This window comes from Paenibacillus sp. FSL H7-0703 (assembly GCF_038003485.1).
GTDB lineage: Bacteria > Bacillota > Bacilli > Paenibacillales > Paenibacillaceae > Paenibacillus > Paenibacillus polymyxa_B.
The window spans coordinates 1,684,155-1,705,696 of sequence record NZ_JBBOPF010000001.1; the positions used below are offsets into that span (position 1 = coordinate 1,684,155).

The 21,542-nt window shown below is 43.9% G+C and carries 23 protein-coding genes and 1 tRNA gene; 11 read left to right on the top strand and 13 right to left on the bottom strand.

Features of this window, described 5'->3' with window-relative positions; translation table 11 throughout:
- Nucleotides 1–63: 63 nt before the first annotated feature.
- On the bottom strand, nucleotides 64–1,302 hold the full coding sequence (locus tag MHB46_RS07065; RefSeq protein ID WP_341161935.1) for a glycosyltransferase family 2 protein: 1,239 nt from the start codon (nucleotides 1,300–1,302) through the stop codon (nucleotides 64–66).
- Between the two features lie 610 nt (nucleotides 1,303–1,912).
- On the opposite strand from MHB46_RS07065, the gene MHB46_RS07070 reads away from it, so the two are divergent.
- Together MHB46_RS07070 and MHB46_RS07075 are read left to right on the top strand one after the other, a co-directional pair.
- Nucleotides 1,913–2,440 carry a phosphatase PAP2 family protein gene (locus tag MHB46_RS07070; protein WP_341161936.1) on the top strand — a complete coding sequence of 176 codons (528 nt, stop codon included), beginning with the start codon at nucleotides 1,913–1,915 and terminating at the stop codon, nucleotides 2,438–2,440.
- A 51-nt stretch (nucleotides 2,441–2,491) separates the two neighbouring features.
- Nucleotides 2,492–3,625 (top strand): MGDG synthase family glycosyltransferase, encoded by a 1,134-nt coding sequence (locus MHB46_RS07075; RefSeq protein WP_445667585.1) that lies wholly within the window; start codon nucleotides 2,492–2,494, stop codon nucleotides 3,623–3,625.
- A gap of 41 nt (nucleotides 3,626–3,666) precedes the next feature.
- Here MHB46_RS07075 and trmB read toward each other — a convergent pair whose 3' ends face one another.
- Nucleotides 3,667–4,380 (bottom strand): tRNA (guanosine(46)-N7)-methyltransferase TrmB, encoded by a 714-nt coding sequence (trmB, locus tag MHB46_RS07080; RefSeq protein WP_322173845.1) that lies wholly within the window; start codon nucleotides 4,378–4,380, stop codon nucleotides 3,667–3,669.
- 104 nt (nucleotides 4,381–4,484) lie between these two features.
- On the bottom strand, nucleotides 4,485–4,682 hold the full coding sequence (locus MHB46_RS07085) for a hypothetical protein (RefSeq protein ID WP_013309373.1): 198 nt from the start codon (nucleotides 4,680–4,682) through the stop codon (nucleotides 4,485–4,487).
- Nucleotides 4,683–4,988: 306 nt separating this feature from the next.
- Here MHB46_RS07085 and MHB46_RS07090 point away from each other — a divergent pair, with 306 nt between their 5' ends.
- The 4 genes from MHB46_RS07090 to MHB46_RS07105 all read left to right on the top strand — a co-directional run bounded on the left by MHB46_RS07090 (nucleotide 4,989) and on the right by MHB46_RS07105 (nucleotide 8,701).
- Nucleotides 4,989–5,942: a TIGR01212 family radical SAM protein gene (locus MHB46_RS07090; protein ID WP_341161938.1), complete on the top strand. Its 954-nt coding sequence runs from the start codon at nucleotides 4,989–4,991 to the stop codon at nucleotides 5,940–5,942.
- Entirely contained in the window at nucleotides 5,943–6,524 is a 582-nt protein-coding gene (locus MHB46_RS07095; RefSeq protein WP_341161939.1) for a class I SAM-dependent methyltransferase, read from the top strand.
- Between the two features lie 169 nt (nucleotides 6,525–6,693).
- Entirely contained in the window at nucleotides 6,694–7,668 is a 975-nt protein-coding gene (locus tag MHB46_RS07100) for a type I phosphomannose isomerase catalytic subunit (protein ID WP_341161940.1), read from the top strand.
- Between the two features lie 25 nt (nucleotides 7,669–7,693).
- On the top strand, nucleotides 7,694–8,701 hold the full coding sequence (locus tag MHB46_RS07105) for an alpha/beta fold hydrolase (protein ID WP_341161941.1): 1,008 nt from the start codon (nucleotides 7,694–7,696) through the stop codon (nucleotides 8,699–8,701).
- Between the two features lie 95 nt (nucleotides 8,702–8,796).
- On the opposite strand, the gene MHB46_RS07110 is transcribed toward MHB46_RS07105, so the two are convergent.
- The 3 genes from MHB46_RS07110 to MHB46_RS07120 form a co-directional block, all read right to left on the bottom strand.
- A complete protein-coding gene (locus tag MHB46_RS07110) occupies nucleotides 8,797–9,327 on the bottom strand; it encodes a YfiT family bacillithiol transferase (RefSeq protein ID WP_165176181.1) in 531 nt (176 codons plus the stop codon).
- Nucleotides 9,328–9,466: 139 nt separating this feature from the next.
- Nucleotides 9,467–10,765: a 2-oxoglutarate dehydrogenase complex dihydrolipoyllysine-residue succinyltransferase gene (odhB, locus tag MHB46_RS07115; RefSeq protein ID WP_341161942.1), complete on the bottom strand. Its 1,299-nt coding sequence runs from the start codon at nucleotides 10,763–10,765 to the stop codon at nucleotides 9,467–9,469.
- Between the two features lie 5 nt (nucleotides 10,766–10,770).
- Nucleotides 10,771–13,662, bottom strand: coding sequence for a 2-oxoglutarate dehydrogenase E1 component (locus MHB46_RS07120; protein ID WP_341161943.1), 2,892 nt, complete (start codon nucleotides 13,660–13,662; stop codon nucleotides 10,771–10,773).
- A gap of 706 nt (nucleotides 13,663–14,368) precedes the next feature.
- On the opposite strand from MHB46_RS07120, the gene MHB46_RS07125 reads away from it, so the two are divergent.
- On the top strand, nucleotides 14,369–15,640 hold the full coding sequence (locus MHB46_RS07125; RefSeq protein ID WP_209941432.1) for an MFS transporter: 1,272 nt from the start codon (nucleotides 14,369–14,371) through the stop codon (nucleotides 15,638–15,640).
- 249 nt (nucleotides 15,641–15,889) lie between these two features.
- Here the strand turns inward: MHB46_RS07125 and MHB46_RS07130 are convergent.
- A tRNA-Pro gene (locus tag MHB46_RS07130) sits at nucleotides 15,890–15,963 on the bottom strand.
- A gap of 165 nt (nucleotides 15,964–16,128) precedes the next feature.
- On the opposite strand from MHB46_RS07130, the gene MHB46_RS07135 reads away from it, so the two are divergent.
- Nucleotides 16,129–16,434 carry a hypothetical protein gene (locus MHB46_RS07135; RefSeq protein ID WP_341161944.1) on the top strand — a complete coding sequence of 102 codons (306 nt, stop codon included), beginning with the start codon at nucleotides 16,129–16,131 and terminating at the stop codon, nucleotides 16,432–16,434.
- A 41-nt stretch (nucleotides 16,435–16,475) separates the two neighbouring features.
- Here the strand turns inward: MHB46_RS07135 and MHB46_RS07140 are convergent, their stop codons facing one another.
- On the bottom strand, nucleotides 16,476–16,880 hold the full coding sequence (locus MHB46_RS07140) for a hypothetical protein (RefSeq protein WP_341161945.1): 405 nt from the start codon (nucleotides 16,878–16,880) through the stop codon (nucleotides 16,476–16,478).
- 284 nt (nucleotides 16,881–17,164) lie between these two features.
- Between MHB46_RS07140 and MHB46_RS07145 the strand changes: the two genes are divergently transcribed.
- Nucleotides 17,165–17,377 carry a helix-turn-helix domain-containing protein gene (locus tag MHB46_RS07145; protein WP_016820594.1) on the top strand — a complete coding sequence of 71 codons (213 nt, stop codon included), beginning with the start codon at nucleotides 17,165–17,167 and terminating at the stop codon, nucleotides 17,375–17,377.
- Nucleotides 17,378–17,570: 193 nt separating this feature from the next.
- Here the strand turns inward: MHB46_RS07145 and MHB46_RS07150 are convergent, their stop codons facing one another.
- The 5 genes from MHB46_RS07150 to MHB46_RS07170 all read right to left on the bottom strand — a co-directional run bounded on the left by MHB46_RS07150 (nucleotide 17,571) and on the right by MHB46_RS07170 (nucleotide 20,200).
- Nucleotides 17,571–17,867, bottom strand: a complete 297-nt coding sequence (locus MHB46_RS07150; protein ID WP_341161946.1) for a hypothetical protein — start codon at nucleotides 17,865–17,867, stop codon at nucleotides 17,571–17,573.
- A complete protein-coding gene (locus MHB46_RS07155) occupies nucleotides 17,868–18,128 on the bottom strand; it encodes a hypothetical protein (protein WP_341161947.1) in 261 nt (86 codons plus the stop codon).
- A gap of 28 nt (nucleotides 18,129–18,156) precedes the next feature.
- Entirely contained in the window at nucleotides 18,157–18,957 is an 801-nt protein-coding gene (locus MHB46_RS07160) for a barstar family protein (protein ID WP_341161948.1), read from the bottom strand.
- A 79-nt stretch (nucleotides 18,958–19,036) separates the two neighbouring features.
- Nucleotides 19,037–19,684 (bottom strand): YfjL-like protein, encoded by a 648-nt coding sequence (locus MHB46_RS07165; protein WP_341161949.1) that lies wholly within the window; start codon nucleotides 19,682–19,684, stop codon nucleotides 19,037–19,039.
- A gap of 27 nt (nucleotides 19,685–19,711) precedes the next feature.
- The gene (locus tag MHB46_RS07170) at nucleotides 19,712–20,200 is read right to left on the bottom strand and encodes a HEAT repeat domain-containing protein (protein WP_341161950.1); all 489 of its coding nucleotides are present in this window, start codon (nucleotides 20,198–20,200) and stop codon (nucleotides 19,712–19,714) included.
- A 208-nt stretch (nucleotides 20,201–20,408) separates the two neighbouring features.
- Between MHB46_RS07170 and MHB46_RS07175 the strand changes: the two genes are divergently transcribed.
- A complete protein-coding gene (locus MHB46_RS07175) occupies nucleotides 20,409–21,167 on the top strand; it encodes a DUF2087 domain-containing protein (RefSeq protein WP_341161951.1) in 759 nt (252 codons plus the stop codon).
- Between the two features lie 33 nt (nucleotides 21,168–21,200).
- Complete coding sequence (locus tag MHB46_RS07180; RefSeq protein WP_341161952.1) at nucleotides 21,201–21,542, top strand: GIY-YIG nuclease family protein; 342 nt, start codon at nucleotides 21,201–21,203, stop codon at nucleotides 21,540–21,542.

Here is a 21,542-nt window from a genome sequence, read left to right on the forward strand (position 1 = left end):
GAGGTGTCAACACTTTAATAGAAAATGAATGACACCGATCTTCAGTCCTATTTCATCGTCCAATTAACCTTGCTTGCTCTGAACCTCTTCCAGGCGAACGACACGCGTGTGCTGGGTATGGCTCCATTGCTTGTTGTTCTGTGTAAAGAACGCATAGAACGTAATCGGATACCACGAGACCAGATATACCGGGAATAGCAGCAGGTACAGATATACTTTTTTGAACGTGACCTTTTCCAAAATCATCGCGATCACAAAGGTAGTAATATTCAGACCCACAGCTATAACACCAGTCCAAGCCGGGAATTGTACATAAATATTTTCGATATTAGGTCCACCAAATAACGCTATATCTATCCACATAGCTACTGTCATCAAGAAGGTGAGCAGTACGATATACACGTTTAGACCATAAAGAGCCATATCGAATTTAGTCAGGCTTCTATGCTTGATACTTTGCCACAGCAACGGGAAGAAATAACGACGAGCGACCGTGAAGTGACCTTGCATCCAGCGCAGACGCTGTCTGGACGAAGCTTTGAATGTCAACGGCTTTTCATCATATACCTTGGCATCGTAATTAAATCTTGGATATACGTTGCGTTGTGTGCAGCGCATGGTGAATTCCAAATCCTCTACGAGACTTGTTGCACCCCAGCCCATTTCCTTAAGCAGATTTGTTTCAAAGCACATGCCTGTACCACCGAGGAAATTAGCCATGTTCAGATTGTGACGTGACAGCTGCCACAAACGGTTGATGTACCAATAAGATACCCCGTATGCCGCTGTAATCCAAGAATCCTCAGGATTCTTAGTATCAATGTACCCCTGAATAACACGGGCACCTGTGCACAGATCATTGTTCATTTCACTCAAGAAATTGGTATGCGCCAAATTGTCAGCATCAAACATGACAATGGCATCATATTGGCGCGGCATAGCCCATAATTCCTTGAGCATCCACTCAATAGCGTAGCCTTTACCACGCAGATTTGGATTCGTACGTTCACAAGCATTCATGCCGTGAGCGCGAACAATATCCGCAGTCTTATCTGTGCAGTTATCACAGATTACGAACACATCGTAAAGTTCCTTCGGATAATCAAGTTGCTTCAAATTTTCCATCAATGCTCCGACAACCTGTTCTTCATTGTGGGCAGCGACTAAAATGGCAAATGATTTTTCTGGAGCAGCGTGCTCTTTCCTTTTCTTGCGAACCAATCCGAACAAGGAGAATGCAAACTGATAGACTGCGATCACCGCCAGTATGACCTGGAGCGTCACAAAAATAGCGTCTAACATGATCTCTTGTTACCCCCTTTTTTATACCCCTTAAAATCTTGCGTTTGTTTGTTTTCTATCTGTGTAGCGCAAGTTGCGGCGCTTTGCGCGCCTTTTCTGTAGTTTTTGACCCGACCCTTGCTTTCTTCATTGGCTGTGCGCAGCCCCCTTTTGGCTGACACAGGAATGCCATTACGATTTTCGTTGGTTTTCAATCTTTTGTCAAAGCCCTTAAACCGGTCTCAGCAGCAAAAAAACACAACAAACTCCCGTTTGAACCGGGAATGCGGCGCTGGTCTTCTCATTGATGACGCTTAGGTCTTATTTTCATCCATTTGCTAACTTTTTATTTCTTTGGTCCCTCCTTTTTGTGGGCCAATTAGCAACCACTTCTAAACACTCTATCTTATTAGACGGATGAACGCAAAGAAAGTTATACAATTTGGCTTATATTCCATTAACATTTTTGTGTAGAATTGAACCAAGTAAGTTATGAATCTTTAGTGATTCTTGAAATGAACAGCGTTTAAAAATATGATGAGAGCAAGAGAATAATTACTTATGGTCTGATTATGTCAAAATGACTCAAAATATTGCCGACTGACCTGAACCGGCAACCGGAGGAAACCAAATGCAACGTTTAGTCGTAAAACTTATAAATCTGGAGCAGCAGTTGTTCAAATGGATCAACGGACGCTTACACAACCGTTTTTTGAACTTCTGGCTTTATTATCTCACACATTTAGGCGGGGCTACCTTTACTATAGCCTCCACACTCCTTATTTGGTGGCTCGCTCCGAATCCGTGGAAAGATACCGGTATGAAGGGAGCCATCGCTCTCGGGGTCAGTCACATCCCCGTAGCTATCGTTAAAAAGCTGTACCCGCGGATTCGCCCGTATTTGGCGCTACCAGGTACAAATACATTCCGCAACCCCTTGTCGGACCATTCTTTTCCCTCAGGGCACACGACCGCTATTTTTTCAGCTACCGTGCCTTTCATGCTACAGTCACCGATGCTAACATTGCTGCTGTTGCCTGTAGCGACAATTGTTGGTTTTTCTCGAATTTATCTGGGTCTTCACTACCCAACGGATGTACTCGCAGGAGCGGTCATCGGAACGTCTGCAGCAATAGGAACGGTTGCATTCTGGCCTTAAAGCCGATATGGTATGATTGAGAACATCCCAGCAGGAACAGGTGAAATGAGAGTGGCTAAAAAACGAGTGTTATTATTATCGGAAGGTTTCGGTGCCGGACATACTCAAGCTGCCTACGCGCTCTCAAGCAGTTTGCGGAAGCTTTCTCCGAATGTGCAGACAAGAGTGCTGGAGCTGGGGAGTTTTTTGAATCCAAGAATGGCCCCGCTTATTATTACAGCATACAAAAAGACTGTTGTATCGCAGCCTCGTCTAGTCGGATTGGTTTACCGTCATCAGTACAAAAAATCATTAAACCGTCTTACAACGCTCGCTTTGCACCGTCTGTTCTACACGCAGACCCGAAACATTCTCCGGCAGCTTCGTCCCGATTTGGTGGTATGTACTCATCCCATCCCTAGCGCGGTAATTTCACGTTTGAAGCGCTTAGGCTTACATGTTCCGCTTTGTACTGTCATTACAGATTACGATGCACATGGAACATGGATTAGTCCCGAGGTTGACCGGTACTTTGTATCTACGCCTGAAGTCATGCGTAAGCTGCGCGCACGCGGAGTACCCGTCTCGAAAATCCAGGTGACCGGTATTCCCGTTCATCCAAATTTTTGGGAACATCCTGGGCACGATGAAATTAGAGAACAATTCGGACTTAAACCCATCCCGACCGTACTCGTTATGGGTGGCGGCTGGGGCCTTATGAATGACGAAGTCATACATCATTCGCTTACTCAGTGGAGAGAAAACATACAATTTATTTTTTGTTTGGGGCATAATGATAAAATTCGTCGTAAAATGCAATTAGATCCCAGGTTTAATCATCCAAATATTCATATCTTCGGATTCACACGGGAAATCGACAAATTAATGGAGGTATCGAATCTGCTCATCACCAAACCCGGCGGAATGACATGCACCGAGGGATTGGCCAAAGGGATTCCGATGCTGTTTCACAAACCTCTCCCTGGACAGGAGGAGGAAAATTGTCAATACTTTACGGCTCAAGGCTTCGGAGAACCGATTACTTCGCTGGATGTTGTCGTTAAATGGATGAACCGACTGCTACACGATTTTCCAGAAATCGTCCGCAAGCGACAGGAGCACGTCCATAATGTAGCGCGATATTATCCTCTTCAGAGCGCACAGAGTATTTTGGATATACTGGAACCGAACAGGGTGCTTTCCTAATAAGGAAGCACCCTGTCTTATTTTATCCATTTGATCTGTTTTTATTTCCCGTACTTTTCAAGGCGTGTTTTTTCGTACTCTTCCAAAGCATCTTTGCCGATCAGCACCTCGACTCGATGAATATTCATACCTTTGCCCATAAACTTTTGTTCATATTCCGTCATGACATGCTCCTCGTTAATCCCCTCACGATGAAGGTTTAACGAAATATTCGTCATCTGCAAACCGCTATCGGCAAACGAATTGAGAGAAAACTCAAACAGTGTCTCCGAATCGGTCTTAAAATGAATTTGTCCTTTGCTGTTCAAAAGCTGACGGTACTTGTCCAAAAAACGCGGATGCGTCAAACGACGACGTGCATGTTTGGCTTTAGGCCAGGGATCACTAAAATTCAGATAAATGCGTTCAATCTCTCCTGGTTCAAAAACATTTTCGATCTGTTCGATGTTTGCCAGTGCCAATTTGATATTAGGCGGCGTATCAACCTCTGAATTACTCCAGGCCAGACGAGACTTTTCTGTTGCACGGCGAACCAGCTCATCATACATATCAAAGCCAATATAATTAACCTCCGGATTCCGGAAGCTCATTTGGCTTATAAATTGCCCTTTACCCATACCGAACTCTACATGAATGGGACGATCATTACCAAAAAGCTGCTGCCATTTCCCCTTATACTGTGCTGGCTCCAAGATGACTAGGTCCTGCTGTTCTTCCAGACTTTCCCGAATTCCTTTTCTTCCGCGTAAACGCATGTTACTCCTCCATATACTCTGTTATCAAGGAAAAAGGAATTCCACCCCCGCTTGAAGATACGGAAATGAAATTCCTTTTTCAATATATTTGGATTGGGGTCCAACTAATTTAATTGTTCATAGTCTACCCCATCAGCAGGTGAAAAATCAATTGTCTTTTGGCAAGCCGCTCTGATTTTTTGACGTGCGGTCGTTCCAATCTGACGATCCTGCCCAAAACGGACACCAGTCAATGCCAACGCCTCATCAAAGGTTAACTCAACAGTAACTTTATCCATACGCGTCTTATCCTGCGCATTCATAAAAGATCACCTCACGGGTTATTTGTGATGGAACCGACGTGCACTTACCCTAAAACAGGCGATAGAAACAGCATAGCTGCCTCCCTGAAGAATAATCATTAGCAACGGATAACTTTTATCTTCAGGATCGAAAACAGTCCTTTTATTGTATGTCTGGTACCGCTTACAATATAACACATTGTGTAACCTTTTTCAATCCGCAACGCCATAAAATACGCACATTTTATTGACTTGTTCGGTCAAATGATTCCCAATGAAGACTGATTTTTGTTACAATAGGGTGATCGTAAAAAAAGGAGTACACCCATGAAAACAGATTTATTGCCTGCTCCTCTCCTGTGGGGAGATAAACGGTTCCATACTTGGAATTACGAAATGCGTGAGCAATTTCAAAATAAAGTGTTCAAAGTCATGCTGGATGCCGGTTTTACCTGTCCGAATCGCGATGGCTCCATCGCTAAAGGGGGTTGCACCTTTTGTAGCGCACGCGGATCGGGTGATTTTGCCGGGCGTCGTCGTGATGATCTGGTCACCCAGTTCAATACGATTCGGGATCGGCAGCATCTAAAATGGCCAAACGCCAAATATATTGGCTATTTTCAAGCCTATACTAATACGTATGCCCCGGTTGAGGAACTGCGAGAATACTTCGAGGTTATTCTGGAGCAGCCCGGTGTTGTCGGTCTGTCCATCGCTACACGTCCTGATTGCCTGCCTGACGATGTAGTGAATTACCTTGCCGAGCTAAACGAACGCACGTACCTATGGGTCGAAATGGGTCTGCAAACTGTCCATGAATCGACCTCAGAGCTGATTAACCGCGCTCATGATACTCAATGCTATCTGGATGCGGTGGAAAAGCTGCGCAAGCGGAATATCCGCGTGTGCGCCCACATCATTTATGGTCTGCCCCAAGAGACGCATGAAATGATGCTCGATACGGGACGGGCGGTAGCCGCTATGGATGTGCAGGGCATCAAAATCCACCTGCTGCATCTCATGCGCAAAACGCCCATGGTCAAGCAATATGAAGCGGGATTGCTACGCTTTCTGGAAAAGGACGAATACGTTAAGCTGATAGTTGATACGCTGGAGTTTTTACCTCCCGAAATGATCGTTCATCGGTTAACCGGAGATGCCCCACGCGATTTGCTAATGGGGCCCATGTGGTCGCTTAAAAAATGGGAAGTGCTTAATGCCATTGATCATGAACTGAAGTCACGTGAAACGTGGCAGGGAAAATACTGGAGGCAACCTTAAATGGGGTTCCTATCCGTCCTGAGCTACGCTCATCAATTGGTGGCTGCGCGGGTGCAGCCAGGCGATACTGCTATAGACGCCACTATCGGCACAGGAGCAGATACGTTGTTTCTGGCAAAGGCTGCTGGTAAACGGGGCCGTGTCTATGGCTTCGACATCCAGCAAGAAGCACTGCATTGCGCCCGTCGTCGACTGGAAGAAAACGCTTCTCCTTCATTAGCAGAAGTATCGCTACTGCTACAAGGTCATGAGCAAATGCGGGAGGCCGTTCCGGACATGCTGCATGGCAAAGTCGCTGCGGTCATGTTTAACCTCGGCTACTTGCCTTCCGAAGGCGCCGATCCTACGGTCATCACCCATACAGACAGCACGCTCGTCGCACTTGATGCTGCCTTACAATTGCTGCGACCACGCGGCATTCTGACTGCCGTGTTATATCCAGGACACGCCGGAGGCATTGAAGAAGCAGATGCCGTTCTTCAATGGGCTTCTGATCTCCCAGTCTCCAGCGGTCAAAGCATTATTTATCGTCAATTACAACGAGCCGCTTCGCCTTACGTAGTGGCGGTTGAGAAGAAATAATGTCGGATTTTAAACTCAGGTTATGAGCGGCTTTTTTAGCCGCCTTACATATATCATTTTTTTAGCTCATTTGGACGCTATTCATCCCAGTTTATTGCCCTAGCGGCACGTTATTGATTTCCCTATTCTGTTAGGTCGCACTCATTACTCAATATGGAGGAGAGAAATTATGCTAAAGCCATACCCGCTGCAATTTCAACCTGAGTTCAAAGAGAGAGTTTGGGGAGGACGGGCCTTAGAGCAATTTGGTCTAACCCCACCAGAAGGACATATCGGGGAAGGATGGATGATTGCCGATCATCCAAACGGAACAACAACGGTTATCAATGGTGAGCTGGCAGGCAAAGGACTGGATGAAATCCGCGAGACCTACGGGCAGAATTGGCTCGGGGCCAAGGGTGTATCGGAAAAAGGCGGACGATTCCCTCTTTTGATCAAACTACTGGATTGTAATGATGACTTATCCGTTCAGGTACACCCGACAGATGATTACGCAGGACTTCCAGCCGGAGAATTAGGAAAAACTGAAATGTGGTACGTGCTTGATGCCAAGCCAGATGCCAAGATTATTTATGGTCTGACCGAAGGTGTAACCCGCGAGAGTCTGCGCACAGCCCTTGAAAGTGGGGATATCCTCGGCAGTTTGCGCCAGGTTCCAGTCGAAGCAGGCGATACGTTCTTCATCCCCGCCGGAACCGTACATGCACTGTGTGCAGGCGTTGTCGTTGCTGAAATCCAGCAAAATTCGGATACTACCTATCGCTTATATGACTACAATCGCCCCGGACTGGACGGCAAGCCTCGTGAGTTGCATATCGAGGATTCCCTCAATGTAACCTCCTACGAAGGTGCAGGCGCAACAACGATGAAAACGGACGGCTTACAGCCTGGTAAATGGCTCCAGTTGGCAGCCTGTGAGTATTTTGTTGTGGAAAAGGGTATCGTAGATGGAAGTTGGGCACTTTCTACAACGGAAGACAGCTTCACCATTCTCGTGATTTGTGAAGGCAGTGGGACCATAACATGGAACAATAATACCGAGTCTCTTTCCTGTAAAGCTGGAGATTGCTTCCTGTTGCCCGCTAACCTGAGTGGTTACACGCTGAATGACAGAATGACCGTACTTAGATCTTATCTTCCTTAAAGCTTAAAGGATGTGATGTCTAATTATGCGGGAATACACCTTCACCATCGCTGAAAATGACGGAACAGAGCTTTTTGCCTACCGCTGGCTGCCTGATCAGAATTTGCCCATTAAGGGGATTGTTCAAATTTCGCATGGCATGTGCGAGACGTCCTATCGCTACATCCGACTGGCCGAAAAACTTACTGCTTGCGGTTATGGCGTGTATGCCAACGATCATATCGGTCACGGGCGTACGGCTGGTGATCCTGATAAGCTGGGTATGCCGGGAGCTAATGCGTTTAATCGAATGGCAAACGGCATGCTGGAGCTAGGCGAAATTGCAGCTAAGGAATTCCCTGATCAGTCTCGTTTTTTGCTGGGTCACAGCATGGGGTCCTTTTTAACCCAGAAAATTATGTATGATGATCGGCAAACGTATCACGGGTTTATTTTATCGGGAACCAACGGACGACGTGGTCTCCTAAAACTCGGAGAGCAAGTTGCTCTACTGCAAGCCAAGCTGCAAGGAATGGATCATCGCAGCATGCTGCTCAACGCTATGGTCTTTGGCGGCTTTAACCGTGCCTTTCGTCCGGTGCGTACGGCGTTCGACTGGCTGTCCCGTGATCCTGAGGAAGTAGATCAATTCGTGCACGACCCATTATGTGGAGCTATATGCACGACAGGCTTTTTTCTGGATTTTTTCAGGCTATTACAAGAAATCCACTGGCCTTCCTCGCTGAAACGCATCAATCCCAAACTGCCAGTTTATATTTTTGCCGGGGATCGTGATCCAGTGGGTTTGTTCGGTAAAGGTGTGTTGTCACTAGTGGAAATGTATCGAAGCTTAGAGCTTCAGGACATCGAATACCGCCTCTATCCTGACGGTCGCCATGAGATGCTTCATGAAACAAACCGCGACGAGGTGATGAGTGACATCGTGGACTGGCTCGACCGTCATGTTAACACAGGGGTGACCTCTGTTTCCGCATTGTCTGGAGACTCCGAGGCACCTGGACATTCAATCTCGCCCAAGTCATCAACCTTGTGAGGAAATAAGAAAAGAAACCTTTAAAACCACGATTAAAGTGGGATTGAAGGTTTCTTTTTTATTCCCTTATATTCATTTGGATATAGTTTTAAAAATCACCATGCATTCCGTTCTCTCAGGGAAGTAATATGAGCTGTGTGATGCTTGCCATGCCAGGCATAGATGCCGATGTTTCGTTCCAGGCGGATCGTCTGGCCCGATTCAGGATGAATAAATGTTCGGTGTAGCTGATCCTCTCCCAACGATCGTAACACGGTCACCCACCGTTCATGCAGTCCTTCCAGCAATTGCAACGAAGGTTCCAGTGGAAGCTCCCTGGCGTCTGGTATTTCGGCCCAACGCCCCTCATCATATGGCTTGATCGTCGGCGTATCCTCCGTCAGTGCCAGCTTAAAACGGATATAGCTGTTCATATGGCTGTCTGCCACATGATGAACTACCTGCCGAATCGTCCAGCCCCCTTCGCGATAAGGCGTATTGAGCTGCTGCTCATTCAGTCCTTCGACCGCCTGACGCAGCTGTGCAGGCAATTCAGCAATGTCGTGAATCCATGCGATAAGCTGTTCTTCTGTAATGGTATCTGGAACAACGAATGATCCTATCGGATAGCGCAAGTCTTTGTCCAAAACAGTTCCCGCCCTTCTCTACATCTACTGCCTGTAATGTCAGTTGCCTTATGTTATAACTATGCAGGAAAAAAAGCAGACTCGCAAGAGTCTGCTTTTGTCATACACGTAAAGAGGAGATACACTTGCCCGATTTATTTTATCCTTCCAGTAACAATGATTCCGGATCTTCCAGCAATTCTTTGACCGTTACCAGGAAACGAACCGCCTCACTACCATCAATAATCCGGTGATCGTAGGACAACGCAATATACATCATCGGACGATTTTCCATGCGTTCCTCGTCGATGGCAATCGGGCGAAGTTGGATCTTATGCATGCCCAAAATACCCACTTGCGGCGTATTGAGAATTGGCGTAGACAGCAGGGAGCCGAAAATACCTCCATTGGTTATAGTAAACGTTCCTCCTTGCAAGTCGGCCAGAGAAAGCGAATTGGAGCGTGCTTTGCCAGCCAAATCTGCAATACTTTTCTCGATCTCAGCAAAGCCAAGACGATCGGCATCCCGTACAACTGGCACGACCAAACCTTCCTTGGCAGATACAGCGATCCCGATATCATAGTATTTTTTCAGTACGATATCATCGCCGTTAATTTCTGCATTCACGGTAGGGAAGCGCTTGAGTGCGCCAACCACTGCCTTTGTAAAGAAGGACATAAAGCCCAAACCTACATCATGTTTTTCCTTAAACTTATCTTTACGGCGTTTACGCACATCGAGAATGGCGGTCATATCCACTTCATTAAAAGTGGTGAGCATGGCAGCTGTTTGCTGTGCTTCAACAAGACGCTTAGCGATCGTCGCTCTGCGCCGAGACATCCGCTGGCGTTCCACAGGCTTGCTGTACTCCGTTTGTGCTGTAGACGGAGGCGCAGGCTTGCTAGTAGCAGGAGACGCAGGTACAGATGCTGCACGTGACACTTCAGAGCTGTTATGCGTTTTTACGTCCTCCTGGAAAACACGTCCGAGCGGGTCCTTTCCCTGTACCTGCTCAAGATCAATCCCGCGCTCACGCGCCAACTTCCGGGCGGATGGTGATGCCGTCTGGCCATTCCCGTCGCCATTCGATGAAATAGGCGGTGCAGACTTTTCTTCAGCTTTACCGCCGCCTCCTACGGAAGACGGTGAAGTCGCTACGGACGGTGCTTCAGGCGCTTGAGTCGCTGCAACTTCTCCAGCACCGGTTGATTCCGCACCACCACTGCCGCTTCCGATCAAGCCAACAGCTTCACCGATGACTACAGTATCACCCTCCTGACGAAGGATTTTCTGGACCACACCTGCTTCTTCCGCACTAATTTCCAGATTGACCTTATCGGTTTCCAGCTCCAGTAGAACATCTCCCTGTCCTACGGAATCCCCTTCCTTCACAAGCCATTTGGAGATTGTTCCTTCCGTGATGGATTCTCCCATTGCTGGCACTATAATATCGCTCACAGCCGCTACCTCCCCATTGTAATATTGTTTTTGGTATCCTGCTTCAACGCCGATTGAATAATTCGCTGTTGCTCTAGGCTGTGTACTTGCTGATAACCGCTGGCCGGGCTTGAACGATCTGGTCTGCCTGCGTAACGAATTTCCGCTCCCTGTGGCACTACATTCCGCAGACGAGGTTCAATGTAACTCCAGGCCCCCATATTTTTAGGTTCTTCCTGAGCCCATACGAACTCCTTAACATGCGGGAAGCGGCCGAAAATATTCCGAATTTCCTCTTCCGGGAAAGGGTATAGCTGCTCCACACGAATAATATGCAGACGCTCTTCTGCCTCATTCTTATCCTTTTCCAATGCTTCTTCGAGATCAATGGCAATCTTGCCACTGCATAGTACAATGCGCTCTACACGATCCGGACGCGCACCCAGACCAGGCTGTTCCAACACAGGACGGAATGCTCCTTCGCTGAATTCAGTGGCAGGCGAAGCGACACGATTATTACGAATCAGGCTCTTCGGCGACATCATCACAAGCGGGCGGGCTTCCTCACTTTCGCTTAATGCAGCCTGACGGCGTAGCAGATGGAAATACTGTGAGGCACTGCTCAAATTAGCGACAGTCCAGTTATTTTGTGCGGACAACTGGAGAAAACGCTCCAGACGTGCGCTTGTATGCTCTGGTCCTTGTCCTTCGCTACCATGCGGTAACAGCATCACTAGACTCGATTTCTGTCTCCATTTGGCACGGCCTGCGGAGATGAATTGGTCAAAAATAACCTGTGCACAGTTAGCAAAATCGCCGAATTGTGCTTCCCAAATCACTAACGTTTCAGGAGAATACACGTTATAGCCATATTCAAAGCCGAGGACAGATGCCTCAGACAATGGACTGTTATGAATACTGAATGAAGCACGTGCTTCCGGCAATGTATGCAACGGGCAATGTGTACGGCCTGTTTCAGGCTCATGCAGCACAAGGTTACGGTGAGCAAATGTAGCTCGCTCCGCATCCTGACCTGTCATACGAATAGGCTTGCCGTCTGCGAGAATGGTGGCCAAAGCCAGCGTCTCCGCCAAGCTCCAATCTACCTTTTCCCCTTCGTTCAGAGCGGTTTTTCTACGCTGTAAAATTCGATCCAGCTTCGGATATACATGAAAAGCCTGTGGCCATTTGAGTAAGTTTTCATTGATTTGGCGCAGCTTTTTCAATTCCACTGCAGTACGTACCATAGAATTCTGATTCTTTTTCGCCTTCACAGGAGTCATTTCCGGCTCTTGTTCCGGTTGATTCTTCACATGCTCATGCGCTTCCTTCAGTCTGTTTTGGACCTTTTCAATGAGGCCGGCACTAAACGCTTCATCCACTATACCCTGCTTCATCAGCTTTTGAGCATATAATTTGCTCACCGTCGGATGATTCTTCACCTTACGGTATACCAGCGGTTGTGTTGTTTCCGGGTCATCGGATTCATTGTGACCATAACGACGGTAACCAATCAGATCAATCAAAAAATCCTTCTTGAAACGATTGCGATATTCACCAGCCATACGTGCCGCTGCAATGCAGGCTTCAGGATTATCCGCGTTCACATGTACAATTGGAATTTCATAGCCTTTAGCCAAATCACTGGCATAACGGGTCGAACGTGAATCGACACTCTCTGTCGTAAAACCCAAACGATTATTCACAATAATATGGACCGTGCCGCCATTACGGAAGCCACGCAAATTTGTGAAATTAAGTGATTCTGCCACGATACCTTCACCTGGGAAAGCCGCATCACCATGCATAATAATTGTAGCTGCCTTGCTCACATCCAGCTTCGGATAACCAGCCTCACTGCGGTCTTCCTGTGCAGCTCGTGAAAATCCTTGTACTACCGGATTTACATATTCCAGGTGACTCGGGTTATTCGCCAATGTTAAACGGGCTTGCACTGCTCCCCCATCTTTTACAAAACGATCAGCACCCAGATGATATTTCACATCGCCAGTCCAGCCGTAGTTAATTCCTGTGGAACCTTCCGACGGGATCAAATCCTTATTCGGCGAATGATGAAATTCAGAGAAAATTTTACTGTAAGGCTTGCCCAGCACATGAGCCAGTACATTCAAACGGCCGCGATGCGCCATACCCATCAGGACATGACTTGCTCCTGCATTTGTCGTTAGACGAATAATCTCGTCGAGAACAGGGACAAGCACATCATTACCCTCGATGGAAAAACGTTTCTGTCCGACGAATGTTTTATGCAAAAACTCTTCGAACTGTTCTACTTCTACCAATCTGCCTAGCAACGACTTGCGTTCCTGTGTTGTAAGTGGCTTGGAGGACCAGCCAGATTCTGCATAGCTGTTCAGCCAGCGGCGTTCCTCCTCGTTGTGAATATGACTAAATTCATAGGCAATCGGTCCTGTGTATGCCACACGTAACCGTTGAATGGCTTCCCATCCGTTAAGTGTTCCCGCAGGAGCGTTATCCCATATTAAAGAGGCTGGAAAAGCCTTCAAGTCTTGTTCAGTTAAACCGTAAGATGCTGGATTAAGCAAGCGTGTATCCTGCTCTGCATCCAGTCCCAGCGGATCAATCTGGGCGGCTAAATGTCCATATTCACGGATATTCCACACCATTTTCCCCGCTGTAACCGCTTTCTGCAATGTGTTTGAATCAAGGTGCCCCAAAGCACTTGTGGGGGGGCCTTGCAATTTGTTGTCTATCATGGAAGCAGCCGAATATTCGGATTGTGGCGGCTCACCCCATTGATCAAACAGCTCGCGGTAAGCCGGGTCAACCGTTCCGGGGTCCGCTACATACTTTTCATACTGGTCCTGCACATAACCTAGATTAGGTCCGTAATACGCCTGCCAGGGTACCTGTCTGTTGCTCTCTTCCATTGTCATCTCGTTCCCTCCGTCAAATTTTGAAATTCATAGCTGGACGGAAATCATTTTCATTTTTTTATTAAGTCTTCAATTTAAGTTGTTCACAATATGCTCACATTATATGAAATCCTTCATCAAAAGTCGAATTTCACAATTCTTATTCCTCTTCCATTGTATAAAGTTTTCTAGCTATGAGCATTTCCTTTTTCTCAACATATCCATGCGTAAATGAGATGAATCGGGCTATTCTGTAATTCTCCCTCCCATTATAGACAATTACCGTATGGATTATTTCAGATAACATATCGGACAATCAAAAGAAGCCATTCTACAAAAAGAAGAAAAGCTTTGATAGGTATAAAAAAGTAATCACTACAAATGGCGAGGACTTAGCTTCATTAAGATTGGAGACTAACATCCATTTGTGAGTCAGGAATCAAACACCTGGCAACTTAAATAACCAGCCGTCGGATCTCAACCGACGGCTGGTTATTTAAGTTTATGTTACACCTTATACTACGCCAAACTATTTTAAAAACAACTTCCCAGTCCACCCCACTATGATTATCGTTAACAGCAGAATTTAAAAGGCAGAGGGTCTGATACGATGCAAATTCAAACTTAAAGTGACATTAAAGTCACTTTTCTGTACAATATTCCTACTTTTCACTATTATTTTAATTAGGCATCTAAAAACCGCTTTGAAAGCGAAAGGGATGGAACTGTGACTGGATTAAAACAAGTACTCAGAAACAAGAATTATGTCAGGTTTTTCCTGGCAACCTTCGCCTCACAAATGGGAGGAATTATCGGGGTTACTGCATTCATGTTTTATTTGTTGAAACGGTTTACAAATCAGCCATACTATGCAACGCTTGCCGAGTTAATGTATTCGCTCCCGATGCTGGTAGTATTTCTCGTGGTTGGAGTGCTGGCAGATCGGATGGACAGACAAAAAATTGCTGTTAATTGTGACTGGATCAGCGCTTTTTTATCCTTATGTTTGCTTATTTTTATTTGGGTCGATTCGATTCCTTTGATATTTGCCCTCCTCTTCATTCGTAGTGCTGCCTCCAAATTTTTCTTCCCAGCCGAAAGTGCCATTATACAGGGGATATTAAGCGAAGATGATTACACCATTGCCGCAGGCCTCAATCAAATGATGGGGAGTCTTTTCATGTTATTTGGAGGAACTCTAGGGGCCGTCGTCTACTGGCACTTTGGAATTACTGGAGCCATCCTAATTGATGCTATTTCTTTTATTGTGTCTGCACTGCTTATTCGTTCCTGCAAAATTCCAAAGGAAGTACGCCTTCCGAACGGGGCACATCAATTCAAACAATTAAAATTCAAACTTGTCATGATCGATTTTAAACAAGGGTTTCTTTACATATTACGCAACAGACTATTGCTTTGGTTGGTTTCAGGCTTTTTTATGTTCGGTATTTTAAATGGTGGTTTTAGCGTTTTACCGATGTTTATTCTTAAATATAAGCTAACTCCAGGCAACTATGAGCAGTATATGGTTTGGACAGGTATTATTTTTGGAGCTGGTGTGTTGCTTGGTACCCTAATCGCTTCTCTCATCTCCGCCAAGCTAAAGCTACACCAAATGATTGCAGCGGGAGTTCTGGTAGCCGGAATAGGTATGTGCATACTAGGATTTGTTGACCACATCTACGCTTTTCTGATTATCAATTTTGTCATTGCACTGATACTTCCGTTCATTAACATTGGCATAGGAGGATGGCTTCCTCGTATTGTAGATCCTCAAATGATGGGACGTGTGCAAGGTTTGATTAATCCGTTAATGATGCTGTCCCAATCTCTTACATTAGGTTTCATTGCTGTAAGCTTTCCTTCATTTATTTCAATTGAAGTCTTGTTTTTATTAGTTGGGGTCTGTACCGTTATTGTAGGAATATACTACACTATTGTGCTTCCCCGTTATGCTGATTACAGCACTTCTTCCAAGACCCTTCAGGAATCTTTATAGGCAAATTAAAAAAGTCATACAGCAGACCATTCCACCAGCGATTGTTGAATTGCCACTTCTGCCTCCGAATCCAGTGCAGAAGTGGCTTCATCATATCTCCCCTCAGATGCTCGACAAGTACATACGTTGGTTGCATACGACTAGCTCGTCACAACCCAGTAGATACATAGACCGATAGGGTATGTAATATTCAAAAAAAAAACGCCCGGCAGACGCATTAGCTGCATCAGCAGGACATTTTGATTGAAATCGGAGTAGCGGGATTCGAACCCACGACCTCACCCACCCCAAGGGTGCGCGCTACCTGACTGCGCTATACCCCGATAACTCAGTGTATGTAGATCGATGCTGTTATTTACCATTATATTCTGGTCATAAAATCCTGTAAAGGGATTATTTTCTCATTCTTCCGTTGCATTTTTAAGTTGTTTTCATTATGGTAGATACAAAAGTTAAGAGGTCAAAAACAGAGATCTTAGGAGCTAACCATGCAAAGCAAAAAAGTGCTTATACCCGTTGCATTACTTCTTTTAATACAATTAAGCGTTCCTGTCTGCTATACCTTTGCACAGGAGAACCTTATCATAGATCAAGAAACGAAAGAGAGAATAGTGGAGCAATATGGCTTGGAAGAACCTCAGTCACCTATAATAGAACAGCAGCAAAACATATTATTGGGAGGTGATTTTGGGTTTACTCCTTCAGTTGATGCTGTTGTGGTGGAATTGACCATATTGATTCGGTATCCGCTCATTTTCATCAGTCAACAACTGGTACATTCACTGAAATCATAATTTTTTTCTACAAGTTCCATGATATAGAGCATAAGAATCATTTATTTCCTAGCAAGTTGTCTGCCACTTGGGGTCACTTCATCCTTCTTATTGAAAAGGTTTAATTCAATGGGTCCCCTACCATGTAGCCACAGCAGTTCATCGAATAAAAATGTCAGTCCATCCTTAGCGCGTAAGCGTTCGATGATCTCCGTGACAACTTGCATAACTTCCCCTTGTACACCCTCTGCCAGTTGCAAGCCTCCGCTCTCTCCATCCAGATAAAGATGCGTATGATATGATTGCTCCACCTTCTTCACATGGCGCAAACACAGTATGCCATTTTCGAGGTAAAAGAAATATTGATGGTCATACAGAATCCCCTCGCATATCTCATACATATGAGGTAAATCATATGGCCCCTGAACCATGGATACCCGTTCCAATCCCATTACCCATTCTGTCATACATCCTCGCTCCATTCCTTTGTTCAAAGTTTCTTATTTGCCAATATACTTTCTTCTACAGGTGGTTTTTCAAACTAGGTGGTTGAACGATAATTAATTGCTAATTGTAAAACGTTTTGGTACGATAAGCATATTACTACGACGTTCACAAATAACATTTCAATAAACCAAATGCACATTACAGTGTTATTTTTGTTGTTTTCAGAATACATCGAACAGTGTTTATTGTCAATACTTTGATGTTGCTTTTTAACACTATAGAATGCATTTAGCTGGAGGAAAATATGATAAAGATTCATCTTTCCCGTATTATGGGCGAAAAACGAATAAATATTGCCGAGCTTTCCCGCATGACTGGATTACATAGAAACGGAATCACCAAACTTTACAACGAAGAAACAGACGGTGTGAAATTTGATACGCTAGATAAAATTTGTAAAGCTCTAGACTGCCATGTTCAAGATGTTATCGAGTATGTAGAGGATGATACAAATTAGTAAAATGAACTTCTCTTGTTATGAGAAACTGTTTCAATTAGGTTTAGAACCCTTGGCGTACTCCGAAGACGACGAAGAGAGCCGTTAACATGTTACGGCTCACTGTTTCTTATATAATATTCAAAATACTTTTTTACCGATCTTCCCACTCAAATTAGATTCGAAGATCATAATCCCTTCCTGTCAGGCGATTTTAAATAAATTCTTCCCATGTATGATAAATGTCGAATAAAGCATTGGGGTTACGCTCTCCGTCTAGAACCAGATACATTTTATTCGTTACGATCATGATCACATCCATATCTTTTTGCTTAGTCAAACCAGTGATAACAGGGCGATTAAGGCTAACATACGACTTGGGTTTAAAAACAACTCCCCAATCCAACCCACTGTGATTACTTTTTACAACCTCACCTAGATAAATGGCAATATCCAGTGTAAAAGCTTGGGATTTTGTGTCGAGTTTATTCTCACATATATAGCTCTTCAATCATTCTTCAGTCTCTGAATACTCCTCTTCTAATTCTGACGTACTTTTGTTTTGAATCTGTACATTTCTTAAATACCATTCCCAAATATCTATGAGCGAACGATCACTGTAATCCAGATGTATCTGTGAAAATGCGCCAAGTTGCTCTAAACGCGAAGGTATTTGTTGTTTAAACCAATTAAAATGTTCTTTAGCTTCGTTTTCACTCATTTCAGAGTATTCTTTCATGTCAAAAGGTGGTTGCATTAATTTATATTCCATTTCAAAAATCCCTTCTTGCTTAGCTATCTTAATTCGAAGAAAAATTCACGGTAACACCACCTAATACTAAGATCGTTAAAAGATCCGTAAAATATTGCTGTGGTGAAAATCCATAACATCTCTCTTCTTGATCCCATTCTTCCTCGAATCTTTCCAACAAATAATGTGCGTTTTCCCAATGGATCGTGAACGGTCCTACTGTCCCAAAACCTCCACAGAGACAGTCCGATATACTGTCCAAGCTAAATCCATAGTACCCTCCGGGCCCATTAATCGCTTCACCAAGTGCTATGAAAAATGTTGTAAAATCAGATATGTATTCGCCGTCCAAGGTGTAGACTTCTCCTCGTTTATCCAGTCTGGCAAAATGATTAGATGCAGAATGTATTCTAGTCACGTTTAGCCACCCGGACCGTTCTTCTTTAGAAAAGCCTTGCCATATATTATTTTCAAGCGACTTATCACCCTTAAAAAACTCCCATAATCTTAATTCCACAGGGGAGGGCTTCGTTTCAAGTATACCTGTTAACTCCAGATTGAAGTTTCCTTTATTGTAGTTTAGTTTATTGATTATGTAAGATTCAGGTAGGTGATAATAATAGCTTCCAATCACTGTTTCTTCATCATTTAAAATAGCAATGTACAAGTTGTATATAGATTGTTTTAACTTCGTTATGTTTTCTATGAATTCTTCGTTAAATACAAATTGCTCAAAAATGACCTTTTTATATGTTTCGACAATGATATCACCCGTTAAGCCAACCACATCTCTACAATAACCAACAGTGAGCCCACTTTCATCGTCAATGACAGCAAATCTCGGCCTCATTTTATATCATACCTCCTCACAATAATTTTAAGGAATGTAGCATTTTAAGGCATCACTTTTAGCTTCTTGAGTAGAATAATCAATTAATTTGAAGCCGATAAGGATTGAGATCCTCTACACTTTTTATTTTTTTTAGATCTTCTGCAGGTATTGCAAAATAAATTTCCCCCTTCTCAGACTTAAATGTTAACGAAGCATCATACTTCTTTTCAACAATCCACTGCTTTATTTCCAACATCTCTTGCAGATAGTGAGTGGCCGAAAAGTTACCTTTAATAAGAATTGTAGCGTTTGATGAGAAGGCTCGGCTAACAGTAGAATAGCTTGGAATTTCATCGCGGTATATTATAGTATGACTTCCAAGACTATATATATCTACTATCACTTCTGCATCTGATCCTGTAACTTCCTTTGCTTTTTTGGTCACGGCAGTTTTTATCTCATCCATCCAAATAGAACAGGCATAGTTATCCATCATTTGCCCATAATAGTCTTCATCCACCAAAAAAGAAATCCCTGAGTCAGAGATCACATTAGCTATAAATTTATCATTCTTAAAATCATAATCTATTGAATCAATTTTCCAGTTCATAGTGTACGTTTTATGTAAGTAGTCAGTGACGTTACTCCGAAATTGGACTCTTTCTATCGGACTTCCTGTTGTAATGGATACAACTGTATATGCAATTACAATGATGATCACGAATAAAACAGTTTTTTTTACCACTCCAACCAAACCTCTCTAATAAAAGAATCATGTAAAAAGCTCTAAAGATTCCAGCAAAAAGTCACGCTTATATTTGTTTTTATAATCGGCTAGCTTTCTTCTTATCTTTTGTCTACATATGTCCTTTTGCGCCTTAGTAATTTTATCTTGTACGGTACTTATCAGTTGATAGGATTGTCTACTCGCTTCAAAGGTATCATCCAGTAAATCTACCAGCGCCACAACATGAATAGATACGTCAAAAAATTCTAAAGCATATAACAGTGTTCCTCTATTCCCCTTGGTCTTTGGATTTCTTAACAAGTCGATAAGAGGCAACACCGCTTCACGGTCTCCTAGATCAGCTAACGTAATGGCGATTACATTTCTTAGCAATACACTATCCGTCGTTGCTAAATATCTCAATAATATTGGAGTGAATGTATAATCCAGCTTTTCACCTATCTCCTCTATAATCCTTACCGCTTCCTTTAAATCTCCACTTTCTATGACTTCTTCTAATCGCATTTTGTTCATAGTTTACCAACCCACCTTATTACAATATATAGCAACTATCCAGTCTTAATGCAATTCAATAATTTACATATGATAACAATCCGATGTCTCTTTTGTATATAGCGAACATTGTCGAGACCCTAAATAAATATCCATTCATTGATTTAAAATAAACAAAATGTTATATTGTCTATAAAATAATCATCATTTAATTGAGGTGTTTGCTAAAATGGATCATTCCGAACTGTTCTGGAATGCTGGAATCGAAGAACTAAAGCGAGGATATATTCGCCAAGAAGAGCAGGTAATTTGCCTGCTGGACGGACATCGATTTGAGCAAGGCATCATATATCAGGATCAAGGGGTATTTTATGACGCGGAGAGGTACATGCGACTTCATATTGAGCGGACGTACGGATCGGTGTTTGACTATTTGATCGGTCTGGACAAAAAGCTGACTGGACTGACGGATCATCAGAATCGGTTGCTTCAGTTATTTTATCAAGGCATGGGCGATGCGGATATTCAAAAGGAAACTGGAATCGGTAGCGCATCCACCATACGTAATCATCGCTTTGGTCTCAAAGAAAAAGAACGACAGGCCAAGGTTTTTCTCACATTAATGGAGCTGTTAAAGGAGAAGGACCGGCACGCTCCTGCCATTGTAGAAGTACCAGTACAAGCACGGATGGTGGACGAACGCTACAACATTACGGAAAACGAGCGGCAAAAGGTACTCACGAAGTATTTTCCGAATGGGACAGACGGACGCCTAAAGACCTTTAAAATGCAAGAAAAGCACAAGCTGATTGTGCTGCGTGAAATTGCGGGCCGTTTTGTAAAGGGACAAATATATCATGAGAAGGATATCAATGCGATTTTACAGGAAGTATATGACGATTATGTCACGGTGCGAAGATATATGATTGAATACAATCTATTGGATCGTAAGCCGGATGGCAGTGAATATTGGTTGAAGGAATCTTGAAGCTCAACGTTTATACAATAGGAGGATTCGACAATGAATCGAAGAAAAGAATTGGTGCAGCAGTACATGGAGATGAAGACAGAGGCAGGAATCTATTGCATTCGCAATACACATAATGGGAAAATTTTCGTCTCTTCCACGCCGAATTTAAAGTCGCTGAATGGACGGCGTTTTGAGCTGAACATGGGTGGATTTAAGAATAAACAACTGCAACAGGAATGGAATGAGTATGGCGAAGATTCGTTTGAATTTGAAGTGCTGGACGTTTTGAAGAAAAAGGACTCAGCGTTCTTTGATGTCAAAGATGCACTGACAAAGCTGGAGCAGACCTGGCTTGATCGACTCCAGCCATACGGAGACAAGGGATATTTGTAA